Genomic DNA, 21,874 nt, shown 5'->3' with positions numbered 1-21,874 from the left:
TCGAAGTAGTTGATTTAATTATTATGATTTAGGTTAAATCGAGTTGCCATCTTCTATAACGGTACCCTTATCTTTCTTTAGATATACGTCTAAAAACTTTAGTACTCTGCTATACGCTTCAATCTGATTTTCTTTTTTTACAAATCCATGCCCTTCATCTTCAAACAGAACGTATTCTACAGGAACCCCATTCTTTTTAACACCCGCTACAATTTCATCAGATTCCACTTGCAATACTCTAGGGTCTTGGGACCCTTGTAAAACAATTAGAGGCTTGGTCACCTTATCGGTGTGGAATAAGGGTGAAATTTCTTTTAAGCGTACAGAATCTGAGCTGTAGGGGTCACCTAATTCTAGGTATAAGGCATCTTTAAACGATTCCCACCAAGGTGGTATGCTCTTTAAAGTTCGAACCCAGTTGGTAACACCAAATAGATTGACCCCTACAGCAAATTCTTCGGGAGTATAGGTTAGCGCTGCCATGGTCATATAGCCACCATAGGATCCTCCAATAATTCCAATTTTATCCGCAGCGATTTCCGGTTGTGAGGCCAGCCAATTTTTTCCTTCTACACAATCTTTTAAATCCTTATCGCCATGGTTTAAATCATCCATTTGATAGAATGTTTTTCCATAACCACTACTGCCTCTATTGTTTACTGCGAGTACAGCATACCCATGGTTGGTTAAATACTGAATAAGGGAACTGAAATTCTGACGGCTCTGCCCACCTGGTCCACCGTGAACCCATACCAATGCAGGGACTTTATTAGTAGCACTCGCTTGATGTGGTTTGTAATAAATAGCAGGAATTTCAACTCCTTCAAAAGATGTGTAGCGAATCACTTCTGCAGAAACAAGATCATCAGCTTTAATTTCAGGATTCAAAACATCTGTCAATTGCTTTTGTTCTTTTGTTTCTAGATTATAGACGTATAAATTACCTGGAGTTTGAGAACCTCCTGCATAAAAACGCATTACTTTTTCGTCATTCGAGAAATCTACATTGGTGATCGCCATAGCTTCAAATGAAGGTAAATCGATATTTTCCATTGTAGCCACGTCCATCACTTCAATGGTGTTTTTTGCATCTTCATTGATATAGGTAACTAGGTAGCTACCATTTTCGGTAAAGTAACTTCTCAAAATATCCCAATCACGTTCCATCACTTTATCACTAGTTCCTGTAGCAATCGTATATTTCATAAGATAGGAAAATTCATTTCCGACATCGGTGGTAAAGTAAAGTTCATCACCAGACGGAGAAAAATCTTGACTACTATTTGCACTTTGTTCGGTATTAATTTTCACCTTCTTTTTTGTAGAAAGGTCATACAGGTATAAATCTGAATCGTTCGTATTTAATGACTTACCTAAGGAAAGGTACCTTTTGTCTTTGCTAAGGTTTCCAATAGTATACCCATCATTATTCTTGTAAATCAATTTTGGGGAATAGTTAAGAAAATCCATTTGATAGAGGTCCATGTATTTAGAATCTCGCTTATTGGAGGTAAAGAAGAAACTTTTGTCATCTTCTGCCCAACTATGAAAACTAGCCCTAGCACCTGCAGCAGGAGTAAGGTCTGTATGGCTACCATCTAAGTTACGAAGGTAGATATGGTATATTTCGTCGCCATTATCATCCATTCTGAAAAGCATTCGCTCATCTTTAGGGAAATAGGAGATTGCAAATACAGATGCACTATCTGACTGTGTTACTGGTTGCAGCTCTCCGCCATTTAATGCTAGGGTATACATATTATATATACCAGACCGATTACTAGATACTAATAATTTAGAATTATCATGATAAAAACTGCCGCCTGCAATAGATTCGTTATCCATCATTTGTTTGATGGTGTAGCTGTCAGGAATTTTAGCAACATCGATTTCTCTTTTATCGTCCTTTTTTTCTGCACAACTCCATATCAGTGCAATGGCAAAACAAGCGATCAGTTTTTTCATCATTGATGTTTTAATTAATGTGCATATTTGGTTTAGTCTAAACTAATTGATTCTACTTTTTTAAATGGAGATAGTTTTAGTTTTTCCATTTTAGCTTTGTATCCGTTCCATTCTGTTGAGAAAAACGCATTGGTTTTACCCAATGATGATTCCAATTCCTCTTTTGCAAATTTCAATAATTGTTTCTCGGTAACGGTCATACCTGCTTTTCGAGAACCAACATAACCTCTAGCCGTTTGTATGCGTTGCATTACCGTCATTTCTTTATTACGGGTAATACCTTGTCTTTTGTCAACTTTGCCAATATAAAGCGCAATAACCGTATCTATCTTTTTTACAATAGCTTTTGAAGCATCAATTTGGTCTTTATATTTTTTATCATCCAGTTTTTTCAAATCTTTTTGAAATTGCGCTGCCACTGCTTTACTTTGAGACAATTGTTTTACTGCATCGGCCGCTTTTTGCATGTACGATTCCAGTACCTTTCCGTTGCTGTATACTTCATTGATTGCAGTTGTTGAGACTTCTAAACGGGGGTCTGATTTAACCGTTATTTGACTTTCCTCCATCAAATTACCATAGCGCATTTTTATAGTATAGGTGCCTGGTTTTACATCAATGCCACCAGATTCGTTCTTTTTGGTTTCAACTTTTCTAGTAGGCCTATCGACACCTTTTTCATTCATAGCCCAGTATATTCTATGAAATCCAGCTTTTTCTGGCGTCTTATATTTTAGGGTACGAATCAAACGGTCTCCATCATAAAAATCGAATTGAACGGAATCTTTCTTTTGAACCCCTGTTAACTCTTTTTTATCGGTAGTTTTTTCATCAGACTCTTTCGTGTCATCCTCTGAATTTTCATTTTCCTCATCCTTTTTACCTTCTTTTAAATAATAGGTAATCATCGCACCCGATTTTTTATTCTCTCCTTGGTATAAGCCATCGCCACCAAACCTGCTTCCCGTAGGTTGTTGGTATGAGGCTTGATAGGCTGTTGGAGGGGTGAATAAATCTATTTCCTTATTCAAAATGCTCCTATCTGAAGCCAATGCACGTAATGGTCGAATATCATCTAATACCCATGCTGCTCTACCAAAGGTTCCGATAACCAAATCATGCTCCCTTGGGTGAATCACCAAATCTTTTGTAGAAACGGTTGGGAATCCTTCTGTCCATTTCTGCCATTTCTCTCCGGCATTGAAGGACACGTATAGTCCGTCATCCGTTCCCAGAAACATCAAATTGGGATTTTCTGGGTCTTCAATAATCGATAAAGCATAACTTTCTACGTCTTCAGTATCTACTATACGAGTCCACGTTTTGCCGTAATCTTTCGTGCGGTAGGCATATGGTGTATAATTGAATCTTCTGTAATCATTGGCTATTAAAAGCGCTTCCCCTTTATTACGGGTAGAGGCTTTTATCTGCGGAATCCAGCTTCCTTTTGGCAGACCTTTAATATTACCGGTGACTTCTGTCCAATTTTGTCCAGCGTTTTGGGTGTAATGTACTCTACCATCATCAGAACCTGTCCAAAGCATATCTTTTTCAACAACTGATGGTTCTATGACCAAGATAGTAGTATGATTTTCAGCACCAGTAGCATCCATGGATAAACCGCCACTCTCACTTTGTTTTTGCTTTTCTGGGTCGTTGGTGGTCAAATCAGGAGAGATAACACGCCATGTCAAGCCTTTATCAGCACTTTTATGAACAAATTGACTACCAAAATAAATAGTATTGTTGTCGAATGGATCTTGACTAATGGCTGAATTCCAGTTAAATCGGAGTTCAGTTTTTGCATCTGGTGGGGTAGGGCGCACGATATAATTATCACCTGTAACATAATCAAAACGTTGCACGTACCCTTGCTGACTCATGGTGTAACCATACCTCGAGTCTACTGGGTCAGGAACAACATCAAAACCGTCACCGAAACTAATTTCTTGCCAGTAGCTATTACGTATTCCTTGTGCTTTCCAAACATAAGCCGGACCTCTCCAAGACCCGTTATCTTGCATACCTCCATATACATTATAAGGATATTCGTTATCTGTCGCGATATGATAAAATTGAGCTACAGGGAGGTTGCCAATAAATCGCCATGTTTTTCCACCATCTTTTGAAATATTGAGTCCGCCATCATTACCGTCCATCATAAATTGGCCGTTGTCTGGGTGTATCCAAAAAGCATGATGATCTGGGTGAACCCCATTATCTACATTGTAAGCAGGCATTAGCTCATCAAAATTTTTGCCACCATCTTGTGAAACGTTTACATACGTAAAAACCGAGAAGACCCTATTTTCATTTTCTGGATCTACATAGATTTCTGAGTAGTAAAAAGGGCGATCTCCTATATCACTTTTCTCATTAATTTTTTTCCATTTAAAACCACCGTCTTCAGATTTGTAAAGCGCATTTTTCTTCGCTTCAATTAAAGCATAGACAATATTGGGTTTTCCAGGGGCGATGGCAACACCAATCCTACCTAAATCACCTTTTGGTAAACCATCTTCTTCCGTTAGTATTTTCCAATTCTTTCCACCGTCATGTGTCATATATAACCCACTACCAGATCCACCAGAATTAAAGAACCAAGGATCGCGTTTATGCTCCCACATGGCTGCAATTAATTTATTCGGGTTTGTAGGATCCATAATTAAATCGGCTACCCCCGTTTTGTTATTTACAAAAAGTACGTTCTCCCAAGTTTCACCACCATTGGTAGTTTTAAAAACCCCACGTTCAGGATGTTCGCCCCAAGGGGAACCAATAGCACCAACATATACTGTGTTAGGATTCATTGGGTCAATTTTTATGCGATGAATGTGTCTAGTCTTTTCTAGACCCATTGATTTCCAGGTTTTACCACCATCTAGCGATTTGAAAACACCGTAGCCACCATTTAAACTATTTCTAGGATTACCTTCTCCTGTACCAACCCAAATAACGGATGGGTTGCTTTGTTGAATAGCAACTGCACCTATAGAAGCGGTAACCTCCTTGTCAAAAATGGGATCCCATTTAATGCCTCCAGAAGTAGATTTCCAGAGTCCGCCAGAAGCGGTTCCGACAAACATAACGTCAGGATTGTCGTTCACTACATCAATAGCGGTTACTCGACCGCTCATTCCGCCAGGACCGATATTACGTGGTTTTAGGTCCTGTACCAGGTCCATTTTAAAGTCTTGTGCTGAAATTAAAAAGGATGCCAATAGCATCGATAGGGAGAGTAATTTTTTTAACATTTTTTAGTTCGTTTGTTAGGTGACTAAATATACTAGAAATGTAGAGGAGGGGTTCTTAAAAGGATGTTAACAAATACCAGTTTTCAATTAGCAATTACCAATAAACAATTTTCAGTAACCAGCATGCACACTCAAATTTAATTTAAAAACGCCTGTTTCCAAGTGTAAATTGCATTATTGATTTCTCATTTCTCATTTCTCATTTCTCATTTTTCAATACTCAATACTCAATACTCAATACTCAATACTCATTGCTTCTCAAAAATCCCAAACAATTCATTATTCTGTCTCGGTGGAATGGAGTTATGGCACCGTTCAAATGTGATGGCTTTAAAATATGGACTTAAGTAGGATACGTACAATTCTTTATCTCCACCGAAAGGGCGTTTTTCCATATTATCTGTTAATGGAAAATCAAACCATACACCAACCAATTTTCCTGTTGGTTTTAAAAGTTCGGACATGTGTTTTGCATACCTATTTCTATTTTCATCTGTAGGAACGAAAGAGCAGAAAAAAGTCTGTTCTAAAATGAGGTCAAACTGGTCTTTAAATTCAAAAAAATTAGCCTGATGTATATGTGTGTTCGGGAAATCTGGGTTTCGTTCTTTGAATTGTTTTAAAGGGACTTCAGAAATATCAAGAATATGCACATTATCAAATCCCTGTTTCCATAAGTACTCCGCTTCATATCCATTTCCGGCACCAGGTATCAAGATTTTTAAAGCGTTATTGGTCAATTGGTCGGCATATTCTTTTATTGGCCTAGCCACATAGCCAATATCCCAACCTGTTTTGTTCTCCTTATAACGGTTCGTCCAGTACTGTTGATTTTCTTTCAATCTTGAAATAAATTAGATTTTCTTCCTGTAGCAAATTTAACCAGATTTAGTGAGTTGTAATTAAGGACTTCGGTAGAATGAGTAAAATCTAAACATAATTGTGGTAGACAAACCAAATCCTTATCTTTCGAAACAGCTAAGCACCAACTAAATAAACATATGAAATATTCGTTTTTGACCGCTTTAACGGTATTCCTAACTTATATCTGTACCGCTCAAACAAATCCGAAATGGGCACGGTACCCATCCATATCTCCAGACGGGGAAACCATAGCATTTACTTATAAAGGAAACTTATTTTCTGTTTTAGCAGATGGTGGCGCTGCAAAACAATTAACGTTTCATTCAGCCCACGATTATTCAGCTATATGGAGTAAGAATGGTAAACAATTGGCATTTGCATCAAATAGATATGGAAATTTCGATGTTTATGTGATGGATGCTCAAGGTGGCCCAGCCAAGAGATTGACCTATCATAGTACTGATGAGACGCCCTATAGTTTTTCAGCAGATGGTGCTACTGTACTTTTTGGAGCAACGCGAATAGATGCTGTTGCCCATAGACAATACCCGACTAGCTCACAACCAGAGTTGTATAGCGTGGCCGTACATGGTGGTAGGGTTGACCAAGATTTGACCGTTCCTGCAGAGAATGTACAGGTAAATAGCGATGGGACAAAATTAGTTTATCATGATAAAAAAGGATATGAAGATACGTTTAGAAAGCACCACATTTCAGCTATTACGAGAGATATTTGGACGTATGATTATGCAACGGGAAAGCATACTAAACTAACAGATTTTAAAGGTGAAGACCGTAACCCTGTTTTCTCAAAAGAAGGTAATACAATCTACTATCTAAGTGAGCGCGAAGGATCTTTTAATGTCTTTTCGATGGCTTTGAATGGTGAGTCAAAAATACAGACTCTTACTGATTTTAAAACCCATCCGGTACGTTCGTTGAGTATTGGCAACGGTACTTTGGCATTTGGTTATGATGGAGAAATTTACACATTGAAGCCTGGTGAAACAGCAAAGAAAGTAGCTATCATCATCAGAACACAGGAAGATAGTAACCCAATAGAATATATCTCTGTAGACGGTGGTGTTCGTGAAATGGATGTTGCGCCTAATGGAAAAGAGATTGTATTTATAAGCAGAGGAGAAGTTTTTGTTACCTCGGTAGATGGTTCGTTGACCAAACGCATTACCAATACCCCTGAACAAGAACGTTTTGTGAAATTCATGCCTGATGGTAAGTCAGTAGCCTATGCAAGTGAACGTAATGGAAAATGGACACTATTCAAATCTTCAAAAGTACGTATCCAAGAACCTTATTTCTTTGCAGCAACGCTATTTAAAGAAGATACGTTAGTAACCGGAAAAACCGATATTTACCTACCTGAGTTTTCACCAGATAGTACCTATGTCGCTTATATTGAAGGTAGAAGAACATTAAAGGTCAAGAACCTTAAAACCAATGAAATAAATACGTTGTTGACACCAAAAGAGCTTTTTCATATGAGTGATGGTGACCAGTATTTTCAATGGAGTCCAGATAGTAATTGGCTATTGGTAGATTGGGGTGTTTCTTTAAGTAATTCAGAAGTACTATTGATTTCTAAGGATGGAAAGCAACGTAAAAACTTAACCCAAAGTGGGTATTATGACGGTTCTCCTAAATGGGTGAATGAAGGCAATCAAATTCTATATGTCACGAACCGCGATGGCTTAAAGAGCTATGCAACTAGCGGTCAGTCAGAAATAGATGTATATACCATGTTCTTAAATCAAAAAGCATGGGATAAATTCAATGCCTCAAAAGAAGAATATGATTTAATGAAGATGATTGAGGAAGCTGCGAAGGAGAAAAAGGATGAAAAAAAATCAGAGGACAAAAAGAAGAAGGAGGCTAAAAATGAAGCTGAGGAGGTAAAAACACTGAAATTTGATTTGGAAGATGTAGAACGAAGAAAAGCACGGTTGACTATTCATTCTTCATTACTTTCTGATGCTGTTCTATCTAAAGATGGTGAGAAATTATATTACCTGACCCGTTTTGAGAAAGACCTAAACCTATGGGAAACCGAAATTAGAACAAAGAATACCAAGATGCTCATTTCACTAGATGCAAAATCTGGAAGCTTGCAATGGGATGCTAAAAAAGAAAATCTTTTTCTGTTGGCCGATGGTAAAATAGCAAAAGTAGACGTAACAGCTGGCAAAACAGAACCAGTTAAGCTAAGTTCTGAAATGGTGTTGGATGCTGATGCGGAGCGTAAATATATGTTCAATCATATATGGTTACGTACCAACGCAATTTTCTACACCTCTACATTTCATGGTATAGACTGGAAGGTCATGCGTGCCGAATATGAGAAGTATTTACCGCATATCGGAAATGATTATGAGTTTGCCGAATTGATATCAGAAATGCTAGGCGAATTGAATGTTAGCCATGCAGGTGGGCGTTTTTCCGATGATATTAATAATGGCGATAAGACAGCCTCTTTAGGGGTGTTTTTTGATTATGGACATAAAGGGGACGGGTTGAAAATCACCGAGGTTATTAAAGGCGGACCATTGGATAAGGCGGATTTTAATTTGAAACCGGAAATGATTATTGAAAAAATCAATGGAAAAACCATTAGTAGTTCTATGGATGCTGCATTCTATCTAAACCGCATTGAAGGCGATTTTACCTTATTAGAAATAATAGATGAAACAGGTAAGCGAAAAGAAATCACCGTAAAACCTATTTCGTTAAAAGATGAAGGCACGTTGTTGTATAATCGTTGGGTGAAAAACAATGAAAAAGAAGTCTTAGCGAAGAGTAATGGCACCTTAGGCTATGTGCATATCCCAGGAATGAGTGACGGTCCGTATCGAACCATTTATGAAGAAATGCTTGGCAAGTTCAATGATAAAAAAGGGGTTATCGTAGATACCCGTTTTAATGGCGGCGGTGACCTAGTTGCAGATTTGGCGATGTTCTTTACTGGTGTATCATTTTTATCATATGAAACGGAGGCTAGGGTAGTAGGGGGAGAACCAACATCGCGATGGACAAAACCAACTTTAGCGATGTTCAATGAATCGATGTACAGCGATGGATCTTGTTTCGCCAGTGGATACGTCGATTTAAAAATTGGTAAAACAGTAGGAATGCCGGTACCCGGAACCTGTAGTTTTGCCGGTTGGGAGCGCTTGCCAAACGGTGGCGTTTGGGGTGTAGTACCGGTAAGTGCTAAAAATAAAGCAGGGGAATGGATGGAAAACAACGAAACCAATCCAGAAATCATTATTAAAAATCAGCCTGAGGTGATTGCCAAAGGTACCGATGAACAATTGGAAAAGTCGATAGAAGTGCTGATTAAGGAGGTTGAGTAATTTGGGATGCCCTTGATGTTGTCAAGATTTTGAACGTAAGTTAAAAATTGAAATATAGTAACTTGTAACTATATAAAATTGTAAGCAGCACCCTAAATCTTCTGCATAAAAATTGCTGTAATGGTTTTAATGCCCTCAATATAATTCCCTAAACGAATATTTTCGTTTGGACTGTGTTGATTGTTATCTGGATTCACTGTTGGTACTGCTACAGCTGGTAGCCCTAAAGTAATCACAAAAGGTGAAATAGGAATTGAGCCACCCATGGTTCTTATTTGTATAGGGTCTTTGTTAAAAGCGCTTTTCATTCCTTTGCGTAACCATGCTCCTATTTCGGTATCAAAATCGGTACGAAAAGCGCCATACGATATTTCAGAATTAAATCGAGCAATCTTTTCGTGTGTCATACGTTCTTCTTCTGTTGGTTTTTCATCTACCAAATAATAATCTTGGTTAATAATGTGGTCTTTCAACAATTTAACCATGCGCTCTCCCTTAGTTTCTCTAACCAAACGTATATTCATTTCGGCAATAGCAGTTGCAGGTATAATTGTTCTTGTTTTGTTACCAACCCAAGCTGACTCTAAACCCAAAATGCCTAATGCAGGATATTGAATTGCTTCCTGAAAATTAGTGCCAATATTATCGGTTGAAGCAATACCAAAGTCTTTTTGTATTTGATCTTCATCATCTGGTACTTGTCTTAAAATTGCTTTTACCTCATCTGTTATCGTAATACCATCATACCACCCAGGAATAGCAACACGTCCATCTTCGTGCCACATGGTTGCTAATAACTGAGATAATTTTACTGCAGGATTTGGCGCATAATTTCCATAATTACCGCTATGCAGTGGTGTCCTTGGTCCAAAAACTTCAAGAGAAATGGTAGCAATTCCCCGTGCACCATAAGAAAGTGTTGGCTCATTTGATAAGTGTCTTGGGCCATCAAAAATCACTAACATATCTGCACCCAAGTCATTTTTATAATCTACAACTGCTTTTGGTAATCTTGGTGAGCCTAATTCTTCTTCAAAATCCATGATTACCTTTAAATTAACATTTGGCTTAATGTTAAGGTCATTTATAATGTCCATCGCTTTTAGAAACATCATATTTGGTCCTCGAGCATCAGATGCTGAACGGGAAAAAATACGCCAATCTGGATCTATATCACCGTCTAGATTATTCCAATCAATAATTTCCCAATTTCCAGTTTCATTTTTCTTTTTTAAAGCTGGAATATAAGGATCTGGCTGATTCCATTTTAGTGTGTCTACGGGTTGCCCATCGACTTGGAGATATACCAAAACTGTTTTTTTAGCATTCGGGAAATTTCGAGTAGCTAATAATAAAGGAACTGTTTCAGTTTCTAAACGTTGTGTTTTAAAACCTCGTTTTGCAAAAGCTACTTCACACCATTTAACATTAGGTTCTATTTCTTCAGGATTGTAAGCATCGTTTGGTAAGCTAAAAAATTCATGTAATTCAGTAAAGGAAGCTTTAGCATATTTAAGGGATAACTCATCAAGATTTTGAGAGCATAAATAAGTAAATGGGAGCAGTATAAAAATTAATACAATTGCTTTTCGTGTCATAATAATTGGTTTGTATAATCTATAAAAATCTAATTAATTTTTATCCTCTAATAAAGGTACAAAACGAAACTCCCCAAACTAATGCTTTTTATATCGTTTCTATGATACAAGTTCATATCTCACACTTCATCATCAACAGAAATAATAAGAAGTTCTCCAAGGTAGATTACTTAATGAGGGTTTGAAAACAAAAGGTGCAACTGCCGTTTCATTAGTACTATAAATAGGTGCATCTTAAGCGATGCTTTTAAAACCATCGGCAACCATTACTTTTTTTTAAAATAGTTCTAACTGTCGTTGTATACTAAATACGTTGGCTCCTAACACACAGAATATTGCTGTTATATAGCCATTATCCGCTCCCATTTTAAGTTCTTCACCTCCTTTTTAAAATCACCTTTTCAATCTGTTTGAAAGCAGAACGTAATGACACCCCTAGATCGACCTTAAAAAATATTAAACAAAGCCAAAAGGATAATTAGAACTCAGTTGGACTTTACCTTGACTTGGACAGCACAACACATGCCAACATGGACTAAAAACCATTGCACAGCATATTTACTGCAATTCAATTTTTTTTGTACATTTATTCATAAGTGCTATTTTATGAAAGAACCTGCTAATTGACTTAGAATAAAATTACTGCATGCTCTGTGCATCGCTTAAAATCGATATTTAAAGTCTCACAGAACTGCAACTGGTTTACGTAGTAAATGAGAGCGGGTTAGTCCCGTAGGTTCGGGATTGACAAAGTCTTAAGCATCACCGTATATAGCAAACTTAATTCTCTCTATTGTTCTTTCTCATTATTCCTTGAAATTAATCACATTTAAGGAAATCAAAGTTAAGAGACATAAGACTGTTGAGCAACATTGACAAAATTATGATAACAATAATATCGAAATGGACAGTAGTATTGTTTGGAGCATTTATAATTTTTGTAGGATTTATAATGCTTTTTGTGCCAAAAAAAGCAAGAGCGACTTTAAGAAAAGCAGGTAGTACAGATTTTATAAACTATATGGAAATTACAATCCGATTGATTCCAGCAGTAGCACTGATTTTATACGCGGATTTTTGCAAATTCCCAGAGGTGTTTAAAATTTTTGGTTGGATTATGCTTAGCACCTCGTTGATACTCTATATTCTTCCGAGAAAAAAGCACCACAATTTTTCCTTGAAAAGTGCTGAAATACTAAAACCAATTTGTTTTCAACTGATATCACCGTTGGCATTTTTATTTGGAGGATTAATAATTTTTAATGTGTTATGACTTGAGAAAGCAAAACAAAACAAATAAAAAATGTTGTTCAACACACTTTATATCCAATTGCTCAATGAAGGGTTATGAATAAGGCAAACAATTCATACACTTATCGGTATGAACTTATGATGCTTTTTTTATATTGAAATTAATAAGGATATTAAAAATCAGATTCTAAGAATATATAATGGATAAAATATTACTAGATAAATAGGTTGAAATGCCTAGAATAAAATCCAAAACCTACATTAACAGTTAAGTGTAATTATGAAAATTATTAAAACGTTATTCACCATAACTACTATATTATTGCTCTCAGCACAAACATTCTTGGTTGCACAAACTAGTAAATCATCAGATTATATCGTGCTAAATTTTGGTGACACTTTATACGGCAATGTTACACATATTGATCAAAGGGGTGTAAACCCTAAATTATATAAAAAAATTAGATTAACGAATAGTGACAATAAGCAGAAAAAATACAAAAGGAAAGATGTTTCAGCCTTCCGAGTGAATAATACTAGTTATGAAGGCTTTTGGTTAAGTCAATCGTCACAAAAAATTGTATTTCTTAACCCCAAATATGATATTAATCCTCAATCTGGAGAAAAATATTTTTTAAAGGTTCTAAGTAAAGGAAAGCTAAGTCATTATGCATTAGAATGGTGGCAACAAGGAGATTCATCCGTATGGCGGATGGATTTATTTAAAAAAGAGGAAGACCAATTTTTTATAAGAGCAACGCAGGGAATACTAGGATTAAAAAGAAAGGTTTTGGTAAAATATTTTTCAAATTGTCTAGACCTCAAAGAACAAATTAAACAAAAACAATTGAGTAAAGTTTCGCAAGTAGTTGATTTTTATAAAAATAATTGCATTAACTAAAATGGAGCCATCATAACCGCAACAACCTGCCTCATATGTCGTTGGAATTTCATAGTACGGAGAATGTTTTGAAGCATAGTTTCGTAATTGCTCCGGATTGGACAACATACTAAAAGAATTACATACAAGAGGTCGGTGGCACAATGAACTTCCCAGCTTCGCTTATGAATGTCGAGACCACTACATAACTTCTATAATACAGAAATTTTTAGTTCATTTTAAAGATACTCGACTTACTGTTTTTTTATGGATGTTATAAACAATGCGCACATCAGGACTGCGTCACAAGATTTATTGGATAGGATATATGGTTACACTAAAAGATTATTTAGGCTCAATGTGAATCTAGAGAAACTTTACAAAAAACTCATTGACAAAAAAGTTTCATTTAATGCTCTAAACTATAAGAAAGAATTATCTAAAAAGAACGTATTGGTTTTGACGAAAATGAGAGGAATAAAGAATGGATAGAACAACTAGATAATGTTGAATATCTTTTAATGAAAACCGACCATTCATTCTCTGACAAAAGGCTTGAACTACTTAAGAAAGTTACTGAAAAGATAAATAACTACGCATAGCACTTAGCGATCAAAATTACGTGGGTCTAAGAGACCCCACTAATTTTATCGCTTTGTTGCACTAAAGACCGGTTGAGCTTAACGCATTACATAGCAAGCACTTACCTCATGTGTAATTCCAATAATTTGAAGATGGGAATTTGGGCTGCTGCTGCTGTAGCTAGATGGGAGAAATAGATAATGATTTAGTGGTTTTAATGGCTTTTCTAAGGCTGATATAATTTGTTTGTCTGTATTTTTCATTTCTTTTTCGTATTTCTTACGTATAAGGCATAGTTGTGGCTGTCCACGTATGTAGCTAGTTTTCATATATTGCAGTTCTTATTACTTTATCCTTGGAGAAAAATGGTCGTGGCGACCCTCTGATACCTGCCGTTATTTCAAAAACAACCATGCTATCTTGTCTACATTTGGGACACAAATACGGATCTTTACCCTGTGATTGAATCATCACTTCTCGTGTGGTCAAAACCTGTTTTGGTGGTTTTTCTGCTACATTTAAGGTGCGCCTTATTTTAGAGAGATCCGCCTTCTTACTTCGTGTAGACAAAAAACCATAATGCCGTATTTTTATAAACCTTTTCGGTATTATATGTTGTAAAAAACGCAGTATAAACAGCTCCCCTTTAAGAGTTTCTGTTCTTGTTTTGGCAGCTTTTCTATCTAAATATTTAAAGGTCACATGGGTGTCGGTCATCTTTAAAATACGGTGATTGCTTATCGCTATCTTATGGGTATACCTGCCTACATACTCCATCACTTGACTAGGGCCTCCAAAAGCCTCTTTTGAATACACCACCCAATCTTTATCATAAAGCTTGCTTTTGGTTTTGTAAAAACAAGAAGCGTTCTTCCATAAATTATCATTTTGGGGAATGCTGAGTTGACCTGCTTTGTAAAGGAGCACTAAATGATGTAAGAATTTCTTTTTGAACTTCGTGGATAATGGAGTTACATGAAACAAAAAATTATCTTTTCCTTTTGTGGTCTTCCATTCGCCTTTTTTAGTAATGCCACCTGAAGGAATTATGCAATGAATATGGGGGTGGTATTGCATTCTCTGGTTCCAGGTATGCAGAATTGCTATTACACCTGGTTTAGCCTCCATCTGCTGGCGCTTATCCATAGCAAATGCTGAAATGGTTTCCCAAACACATTGAAACAGTAAACTATAAAGTAACTTTTTGTTGTACCTAAAAAGTACCCGTAGTTCACTGGGCACAGTAAATACACCATGAAAATACCTTACAGGTAGCAGATCATATGACCTATCTATCAGCCAACGCTCCTTATTCACGCCCTGACAATTTGGGCAATGCCGGTTTCCACAAGAATTATAGTGCACCCTTTTATGTCCGCAAGAAGTGCATCTTTCTTTATGGCTTCCCAGTTGGCCTGTTCTACATTTAGAAACAAGTTGTAGTACTTTTAATTGCGCTGCACTTAACTTGTATTGTTCTCTTACTGCTGGCCCAAACTTTTCGATAACAGCGGTAAGTCCTATTTGGGGAGACAACTAGTGCCAGTTATCTAGCGGACTAAAGGCTTTAGATAGTGGTACATCGCTCACATGAAGATAAATCATGGTAGTGAGTACCGATTGATGCCCCAAAAGATGTTGTAGCGTTTTGATATTAAGGCCGTCTTCTAGCGCATGAGAGGCAAAACAATGACGTAGAATATGTAGATTCACATGGCGTTTTAACTTGCTTTTTTTTATGGCCATCAGCAAGGCATGCCGTATACCTCCTAAACTCATAGGTTCTCCTTTTACCCGACCATTGAACAAATAGGTTTTTGGTCTGCACATGGTATAGTAAATTCGTAACTCTTCTAAAATGGTGAACGATAGTACCGTATACCTGTCTTTTCCGCCTTTACTAGTATTGATTCTAATACGCATTTTACCATCTTGAGTCTCAATATCGGTAAGCTTTAATTTTGCCAGTTCTGACCTTCTTAAACCAGCCGAGTACATCAGGCGGAACATTACTTTATGCTTGTAATTAAGGCAGCCTTCAAAAAGTTGCTGCAGTTCTTCCCGGCTGATCACCTCTGGCAAACTCGGTTTCTCTTTCGGATAAGGTATTTGCTGGGCCAATTCAATAGCGCCAACAATTTCACTATAATAATAACGCAGCCCGGCAACATATAGCTTAATGGTACGCCAGTGTAAACCCTTCTCATTCTTTATGAAAAGTAAAAAATCTAATATTTGATCTAGTTCTAAATCCTTAGGATGGGTGGTATGGAAATCATATAATCTAACTACGGCACGAACATAACTCTTGCTACTTGATGGTGATCGGTTAGCAATCGACATTCGCTTTTCAATAGATGAAATCAGTACTTCTAATTCCGTTTTGACTACCTGGGGCGTGCTTGTGCTTTGGCAATTCTCCGTTTTTGTCTTCATAATAAATTGTTTGTTTATTATAAAAACGTAATTTGAAAAAAAAGCTACACCGGTAGGTGTTTAGTGCAACACAGTATAAAAACACTGCAGAGTTAGTGCTTAAACAAAGATTAGTGCATTTTTGTTACATCGGATTTTCCGAAGGAAAATCCTCGCATAGAAAACCGTTAGCGTTCAATATGACCAATTAATAGCCAATGATGAAATTATTTAGAAAAATAAGATACGACCTTATGGATAAAAACAAAATAGGAAAGTATTTAAAATATGCGATTGGAGAAATTGTTCTTGTAGTTATTGGAATTTTAATTGCGGTGCAGATTAACAATCTGAACGAGAATAGAAAAAATAAGGTTTTTGAAGATGAAATACTTACTCAAATTCAAGCAAATCTTAAAAATGACAAACTAACTCTAGAAAAAATTTTCACGAATTATACTAACGCTATTAAATCCTCGGACAAAATATTAAAGTCAGAAGTATCGGAAAAGACCAAGGATAGTATTAAAATATGGCTCGCAGCAATAATACAATTTGACAGATTTCAACCTCTAACCAATGCCTACGAGGTTTTAAAATCAAATGGGTTAGATAAAGTTTCAAACAAAGAACTACGGTTTTTACTAGGTAGATATTACGATGATGAAGCTTCACATATGATAAAGTCAATTAGGGATATTGAACTTGCTTTTAATAACCATTGGGCACCTGTTTTAATGGAAGAAATGGTGGAGTTTGAATTTAAGAAATCTGTAGTACTAAAAGATTACAGTATTCTACTGAAACCCTCTAAAGCGCAAAATATTTTGAAATTAAATCGTGATAATTATGGTGGCGGAATTAATCAAATTATTCGTGGAATAGCTACAATTGAAAAAATACAGAATTTAATAAAGATAGAAATATAAGAACGAAAGGCTAATAACCTATCAATTTATTGCTAGTTCTAGGCTACTTACCTTCATTTTGACCAACTAATAAACCAACTAATAAACCAACTAATAAACCAACTAATAAACCAATTATAAAATTCTTTCGAAAATTTCGTCAAAAACTGCCAACCTAAAATAAGTTCGGTAAATATTTTATTTATGCACTAGTTGAAATAATTCTTATGGTTATTAGAATTTTAATTGCTATTCAAATAAATAATTGGAATGATAGTCAAAAATACGGCTATAGAGAAACCATAATATTATACAGCTAAAAGAAGGCTTAACTGATGACAGAGATAAGATGAAAAAAGAACTTAATGGTTTGTTTGAAATCCAGCATTCTATCAAAGGGTTAGAATAACTTTTAGGAAACATAAATTATTTATATAGTCCAGAACTTGACTCGTTATTTAGACCAGTCTATGGAATTAAGAATATAAAATTTAATAAAGCATTTTACGAAGATTTAAAAACATTCGGAATACAATTATTTAATAATGAATCCTTTAAAGAATAAATTGCAACACTTTATGAGGATAATTATGCCGAATTAATGGGTGTAGGACATTCCGAAATACACGTTAACGAATTAATAAGACCATATTATTTTAACTAATTTTTAAAATATTGTCTTTTCCGTATACGCGCATCCAATCAAGTACGAATAGATTTGGAAAGACCCGTATTTTAAAATCGAAGTGAGTTATAGATAGCCTACATAAGTAAGCAATTACCCACTGGTCTAAAAAGCCACTGGTATCAATTTAAAAAGCAGGATATTGGTCGGCCATGTTTCCTGTTCTTGGTAGTGGTTCGTTTCTAAAAGTAACTATCCAACAATCTAAATAGCTACAACCATTTACTCTGAGCCTATGTAATAGTAGTATAAAGTGGTACTTCGTTAATTTTAGCATATTCACAAATGCCCTTGGCAACGCTCTTGTCCATCTTCACCTTGGCCAAATTCATTTATCTAAAAAAATTTACCGAAAAGGGAATTACAACTAAGACTAGAACTCCATTTTTGTTAAGAAACTGCTCAAGATTATAATGATAATATCCCGTAGCTTCAATTACTACAAGAACATCTAGGCAGCCCTTTTAAGACCCCTTTAAATCCTACTTCCGTATTCTTAAATGTAAATGGCCCTTCAAGCTACCAAAACGACCAAAGACATCTTTACTGATATCGACTCCGAAAGTTTCATTATATTTATTCATTAGTATTAATTTATGAAAGAGCCAGCTACTTGACTTACAACAACAGTTCGGGATGCTGAGTGCATCGCTTGAAAACGAGATTTATAGTCTTACAGAACTGAACGTGGTTTACGTAGTAAAATAGAACGAATTATCAATGCTTGCGAAGTCATAAGTTTCACCGTATAAAGTAACCTTAATGCTCGTTTTTGTTTTTAATGATTGTACTATCAAGTTATTAAGAATCAAACTTAAGCGGTGTATAAGCTATAGCTTGGTTTGTGCCTATTTGGAAAATCCTGCCGATTTTCAAAAGCTAGTTTTTCTTTAGCGTGGTTCGTGCCGATACACCCCACAGCTTATTTAAAGAGATATTTGAGCCAATGGCATACAATAATTTTTAATTAGACATACAAGATGAAGTTTAAATTAAATAGTTTTTCTAACTCAAATTATACGGTTCCTGTTATAACTATAATAACTTTTATCTTGATTTTAAGCACATTATTAGGAATAATGCATAGCAACTCTATCAACAATCAAAAACGAGCAAATGATGTATTGGCTGATAGATATTCAAAAATAATTGAGTCGAATTTAAAAGGGAATATTGACTTCCTAAATCTACTCGAATTTGAATTAATGGAAGGTAACCTTCCTGAGTCAACTTTTCAAGATGTAGTAAATAATTATTTAATAAATCATCCTGAGTTGATTAATATTACGTGGGTCGATTCAAGTTTTACAATTAAATCTGTTTGTCCGCTTAAGGGAAACTCACATATTATAGGCTTAAATATTGAGCTGCCGATGCCTAAAAGAGCATCTCGTTTGGCAAAAGAACAAAAACAGACCATCTATACCGTTCCTTTTGAAGCAATTCAAGGTGAATCATCATTTGAGGCATGGAATCCAGCTTTTAACAATAATAAATTCATGGGTTTGTTTACTGCGGTTTACTCAAGCAATGAAGTAATTAATACATGGATTGAAATAGATAAATATTCAAATACCTATTTTAACTTAGTCGACGGGGATAATGTGGTTATAACAGAATTACCAAATAGTAATTCTGAGGCAAATGTCATTTCTACAAAAAAACCGCTAGTCTCCTTAAACAATGGACTTAAATTACAGGTCAAAAGTGAAATAAGCTCTCCGTTTACACCATTAATCATTGTCATGATAGTGTTATTAAGTTTATTAATACTAGGAATCACCTTTTCATTATGGAAACTTAAAAACACCGAAATCTTACTTCAGAAAAAAGAGATTTTATTGTTAAATCAGAATACAGATTTAAAATTTGCCAAAGAGAAAGCAGAAGAAAGCGACCGACTAAAATCTGCTTTCTTAGCAAATATGAGTCACGAAATTAGAACCCCCATGAATGGTATTCTTGGTTTTGCCGATTTATTGAAAAACCCTGAACTTTCCGGTGAAAGTCAGCAAGAGTTTATCCAGATTATTGAAAAAGCCGGGAAACGTTTACTAAATATTATCAATGATATAATTAGTATTTCAAAAATAGAATCTGGGCTGTTAGAAGTAAATCTGAAGGAATCGAATATTAACGATCAAATCGAATACATATATGATTTCTTTACCCCTGAGATTGAAGCAAAAGGCTTGCATTTTACATTTAAAAATTCTCTACCTTCAAAAGAGGCCATTATTAAAACTGACCGCGAGAAAGTCTATGCTATACTAACAAACCTTGTTAAAAACGCCCTTAAATATATAGAAAAAGGGTCTATAGAAATTGGCTATACATTAAAAAATAATGCACAAAATGCCGAAGTAGAGTTTTACGTGAAAGACACGGGCTCTGGTATTCCAAAAGACCGTCAGAAAGCAATATTTAAGCGTTTTATACAAGCTGATATTTTCGATAAAATGGCACTTCAGGGAGCTGGGTTGGGTTTGTCAATTTCAAAAGCATATGTTGAAATGCTTGGTGGAAGAATTTGGGTTGAAAGTGAAGAAGGTGTTGGCTCAACATTTTATTTCACATTACCCTACCAAATTCAATCTGAAGGAAAATTTATGGCTAAAAACTTTGTTTCGGTTGATAAAGAAGAAAAACAAATCAGAAACCTGAAAATACTCGTTGTAGATGATGATGAAATATCAGAAACCTTGATTTCTATAATAGTTGCAAAATTTGGCAAAGAAATATTAAAAGCGAGAACAGGTAGAGAAGCAGTTGAGATATGTCGTAATAATTCAGACATAGATTTAATTTTAATGGATATTCAAATGCCAGATATGAATGGATACGAAGCAACAAGGAAAATCCGTCAATTCAACAAAAAAGTGATAATTATTGCTCAAACAGCTTTTGGACTTGCTGGCGATAGAGAAAAATCGATTGCAGCGGGGTGTAATGAATATAGTACAAAACCGATAATAAAAGAAAAACTAGTTGCATTAATTCACAAAACAGTCAAAATAGATTAGAGTAAAATAGAAGAGAACATTACCACATGGCTCTAACTTAGGAAACCATTTAGTAATGCGGGCTAAGGGTTAAATCTAAAAGTTTATGTATTTTTATGAGGTCGAAAAATCTTTAGGATTTCGCTTTTAAAATAATAAAAAACTTAACCTTTCGCACTGTTAATTGCCCAGTAGTTAACTACAATTTGAAAATAATGATTATTAAATATTTAACATTCAGTATTTCAATATCATTTATATCTTGGGTAATAGGAATGATTTTCAATAGTATTTTAATGAAAACAGAATACTATAAAAACTTATCAAGTCTGAATATAATTAAGAGTAAAACTCTGAATAAAAAAATTGGCCTTGCGAATTTTAAATGGATTGTGAAAAATACACCCTTTAAATATTTCAATCAAAAACTTAAACTGAAAAATAAAATTGAAATAACCGAATTAAATGAATTGCGGAAAGAAATGACAATTTCCGAAATAAGTCACTTAATTGGATTTGGTTTCGTGGCTATTTTTGCTTTAGCAAAATTTATTAATGTCAACTACTTATTTGGATTTATTATCATGATAATGAATACATTAATGAATTTATATCCATCTTTATTGCAACAGGCGAATAAAAGACGAATTGACAAATTGATACATATTGTAGCTAACAAAACCCATGCTTAATGCAGTCTTCGGGCCTAATCGAAAGGTTTATGTGTTTTTATGAGGTCGTAAAATCTTTTGGATTTCGATTAAGACGGGAAATAAATAAAACAAAATAAAAACATTTTGCTACGTTCTCAGACGGAAACGAAATGTTTACTTACCACTGCACTACAAACAGCTAAACCTTAGCCTTAATTATGACCAGATTCTGAAGTCTAAAAAGAACCTGATTGTTTTTTAAGGATAAAAATAGATGTTAAACAGGTTGATTAATATGTTCTCAATTATTAATAAAATATAATAGAGGTCAGTAGTTAGTTACTTATTAATTTTGCTTGACTAATTTTATCTCCTTGCACCATTTTGACTATTAGATTGTTGAAGATGGTAGCTTTGTTTTGAGACCTGTTGATCCTAAAGCAGAACTC

The 21,874-nt window shown here is 35.3% G+C and carries 13 protein-coding genes and 1 pseudogene; 7 read left to right on the top strand and 7 right to left on the bottom strand.

Annotated elements, in window-relative coordinates:
• Positions 1-33: 33 nt before the first annotated feature.
• The 3 genes from ES765_RS08530 to ES765_RS08520 form a co-directional block, all read right to left on the bottom strand.
• Positions 34-1,968: a S9 family peptidase gene (locus ES765_RS08530; RefSeq protein WP_249356291.1), complete on the bottom strand. Its 1,935-nt coding sequence runs from the start codon at positions 1,966-1,968 to the stop codon at positions 34-36.
• 29 nt (positions 1,969-1,997) lie between these two features.
• Positions 1,998-5,219: a WD40/YVTN/BNR-like repeat-containing protein gene (locus ES765_RS08525; protein WP_249356289.1), complete on the bottom strand. Its 3,222-nt coding sequence runs from the start codon at positions 5,217-5,219 to the stop codon at positions 1,998-2,000.
• Positions 5,220-5,467: 248 nt separating this feature from the next.
• A complete protein-coding gene (locus ES765_RS08520) occupies positions 5,468-6,061 on the bottom strand; it encodes a methyltransferase domain-containing protein (protein WP_138113208.1) in 594 nt (197 codons plus the stop codon).
• Positions 6,062-6,220: 159 nt separating this feature from the next.
• Between ES765_RS08520 and ES765_RS08515 the strand changes: the two genes are divergently transcribed.
• Positions 6,221-9,451, top strand: coding sequence for a S41 family peptidase (locus tag ES765_RS08515; RefSeq protein WP_138113206.1), 3,231 nt, complete (start codon positions 6,221-6,223; stop codon positions 9,449-9,451).
• Positions 9,452-9,543: 92 nt separating this feature from the next.
• Here ES765_RS08515 and ES765_RS08510 read toward each other — a convergent pair whose 3' ends face one another.
• Positions 9,544-11,049: a M20/M25/M40 family metallo-hydrolase gene (locus tag ES765_RS08510; protein WP_138113204.1), complete on the bottom strand. Its 1,506-nt coding sequence runs from the start codon at positions 11,047-11,049 to the stop codon at positions 9,544-9,546.
• An 883-nt stretch (positions 11,050-11,932) separates the two neighbouring features.
• On the opposite strand from ES765_RS08510, the gene ES765_RS08505 reads away from it, so the two are divergent.
• Positions 11,933-12,322, top strand: a complete 390-nt coding sequence (locus ES765_RS08505) for a hypothetical protein (RefSeq protein ID WP_138113202.1) — start codon at positions 11,933-11,935, stop codon at positions 12,320-12,322.
• A 258-nt stretch (positions 12,323-12,580) separates the two neighbouring features.
• Positions 12,581-13,201, top strand: a complete 621-nt coding sequence (locus tag ES765_RS08500; protein ID WP_138113200.1) for a hypothetical protein — start codon at positions 12,581-12,583, stop codon at positions 13,199-13,201.
• Positions 13,202-14,080: 879 nt separating this feature from the next.
• Here ES765_RS08500 and ES765_RS08490 read toward each other — a convergent pair.
• The gene (locus ES765_RS08490; RefSeq protein ID WP_138113196.1) at positions 14,081-15,298 is read right to left on the bottom strand and encodes an IS91 family transposase; all 1,218 of its coding nucleotides are present in this window, start codon (positions 15,296-15,298) and stop codon (positions 14,081-14,083) included.
• On the bottom strand, positions 15,299-16,198 hold the full coding sequence (locus ES765_RS08485; protein ID WP_212744220.1) for a tyrosine-type recombinase/integrase: 900 nt from the start codon (positions 16,196-16,198) through the stop codon (positions 15,299-15,301).
• 233 nt (positions 16,199-16,431) lie between these two features.
• Here ES765_RS08485 and ES765_RS08480 point away from each other — a divergent pair, with 233 nt between their 5' ends.
• The 4 genes from ES765_RS08480 to ES765_RS08470 all read left to right on the top strand — a co-directional run bounded on the left by ES765_RS08480 (position 16,432) and on the right by ES765_RS08470 (position 21,464).
• A complete protein-coding gene (locus ES765_RS08480; protein ID WP_171017263.1) occupies positions 16,432-17,106 on the top strand; it encodes a DUF6090 family protein in 675 nt (224 codons plus the stop codon).
• A gap of 206 nt (positions 17,107-17,312) precedes the next feature.
• A complete protein-coding gene (locus tag ES765_RS22265; protein WP_249356287.1) occupies positions 17,313-17,405 on the top strand; it encodes a hypothetical protein in 93 nt (30 codons plus the stop codon).
• 1,345 nt (positions 17,406-18,750) lie between these two features.
• Positions 18,751-20,793, top strand: a complete 2,043-nt coding sequence (locus tag ES765_RS08475) for an ATP-binding protein (RefSeq protein WP_249356285.1) — start codon at positions 18,751-18,753, stop codon at positions 20,791-20,793.
• A gap of 275 nt (positions 20,794-21,068) precedes the next feature.
• Positions 21,069-21,464 carry a hypothetical protein gene (locus tag ES765_RS08470; RefSeq protein WP_249356284.1) on the top strand — a complete coding sequence of 132 codons (396 nt, stop codon included), beginning with the start codon at positions 21,069-21,071 and terminating at the stop codon, positions 21,462-21,464.
• Between the two features lie 296 nt (positions 21,465-21,760).
• On the opposite strand, the pseudogene ES765_RS08465 reads toward ES765_RS08470, so the two are convergent.
• Positions 21,761-21,874: pseudogene (locus ES765_RS08465) on the bottom strand (IS1595 family transposase); the annotation flags it as partial.

This window comes from Maribacter sp. ACAM166, from assembly GCF_005771495.1.
Classification (GTDB): Bacteria; Bacteroidota; Bacteroidia; order Flavobacteriales; family Flavobacteriaceae; genus Maribacter.
The sequence above is the reverse complement of the archived record's forward strand: the minus strand, read 5'-3'. Positions and strand labels throughout refer to the sequence as shown.

What these genes read in the sequence shown, in the direction of transcription:
- ES765_RS08530 (WP_249356291.1), bottom strand. Translation starts at nt 1,968, where the DNA reads ATGATGAAAAAACTGATCGCTTGTTTTGCCATTGCACTGATATGGAGT.
- ES765_RS22265 (WP_249356287.1), top strand. Translation starts at nt 17,313, where the DNA reads ATGGTTATTAGAATTTTAATTGCTATTCAAATAAATAATTGGAATGAT.
- ES765_RS08515 (WP_138113206.1), top strand. Translation starts at nt 6,221, where the DNA reads ATGAAATATTCGTTTTTGACCGCTTTAACGGTATTCCTAACTTATATC.
- ES765_RS08500 (WP_138113200.1), top strand. Translation starts at nt 12,581, where the DNA reads ATGAAAATTATTAAAACGTTATTCACCATAACTACTATATTATTGCTC.
- ES765_RS08475 (WP_249356285.1), top strand. Translation starts at nt 18,751, where the DNA reads ATGAAGTTTAAATTAAATAGTTTTTCTAACTCAAATTATACGGTTCCT.
- ES765_RS08505 (WP_138113202.1), top strand. Translation starts at nt 11,933, where the DNA reads ATGATAACAATAATATCGAAATGGACAGTAGTATTGTTTGGAGCATTT.
- ES765_RS08480 (WP_171017263.1), top strand. Translation starts at nt 16,432, where the DNA reads ATGGATAAAAACAAAATAGGAAAGTATTTAAAATATGCGATTGGAGAA.
- ES765_RS08485 (WP_212744220.1), bottom strand. Translation starts at nt 16,198, where the DNA reads ATGAAGACAAAAACGGAGAATTGCCAAAGCACAAGCACGCCCCAGGTA.
- ES765_RS08525 (WP_249356289.1), bottom strand. Translation starts at nt 5,219, where the DNA reads ATGTTAAAAAAATTACTCTCCCTATCGATGCTATTGGCATCCTTTTTA.
- ES765_RS08470 (WP_249356284.1), top strand. Translation starts at nt 21,069, where the DNA reads ATGAAAACAGAATACTATAAAAACTTATCAAGTCTGAATATAATTAAG.
- ES765_RS08510 (WP_138113204.1), bottom strand. Translation starts at nt 11,049, where the DNA reads ATGACACGAAAAGCAATTGTATTAATTTTTATACTGCTCCCATTTACT.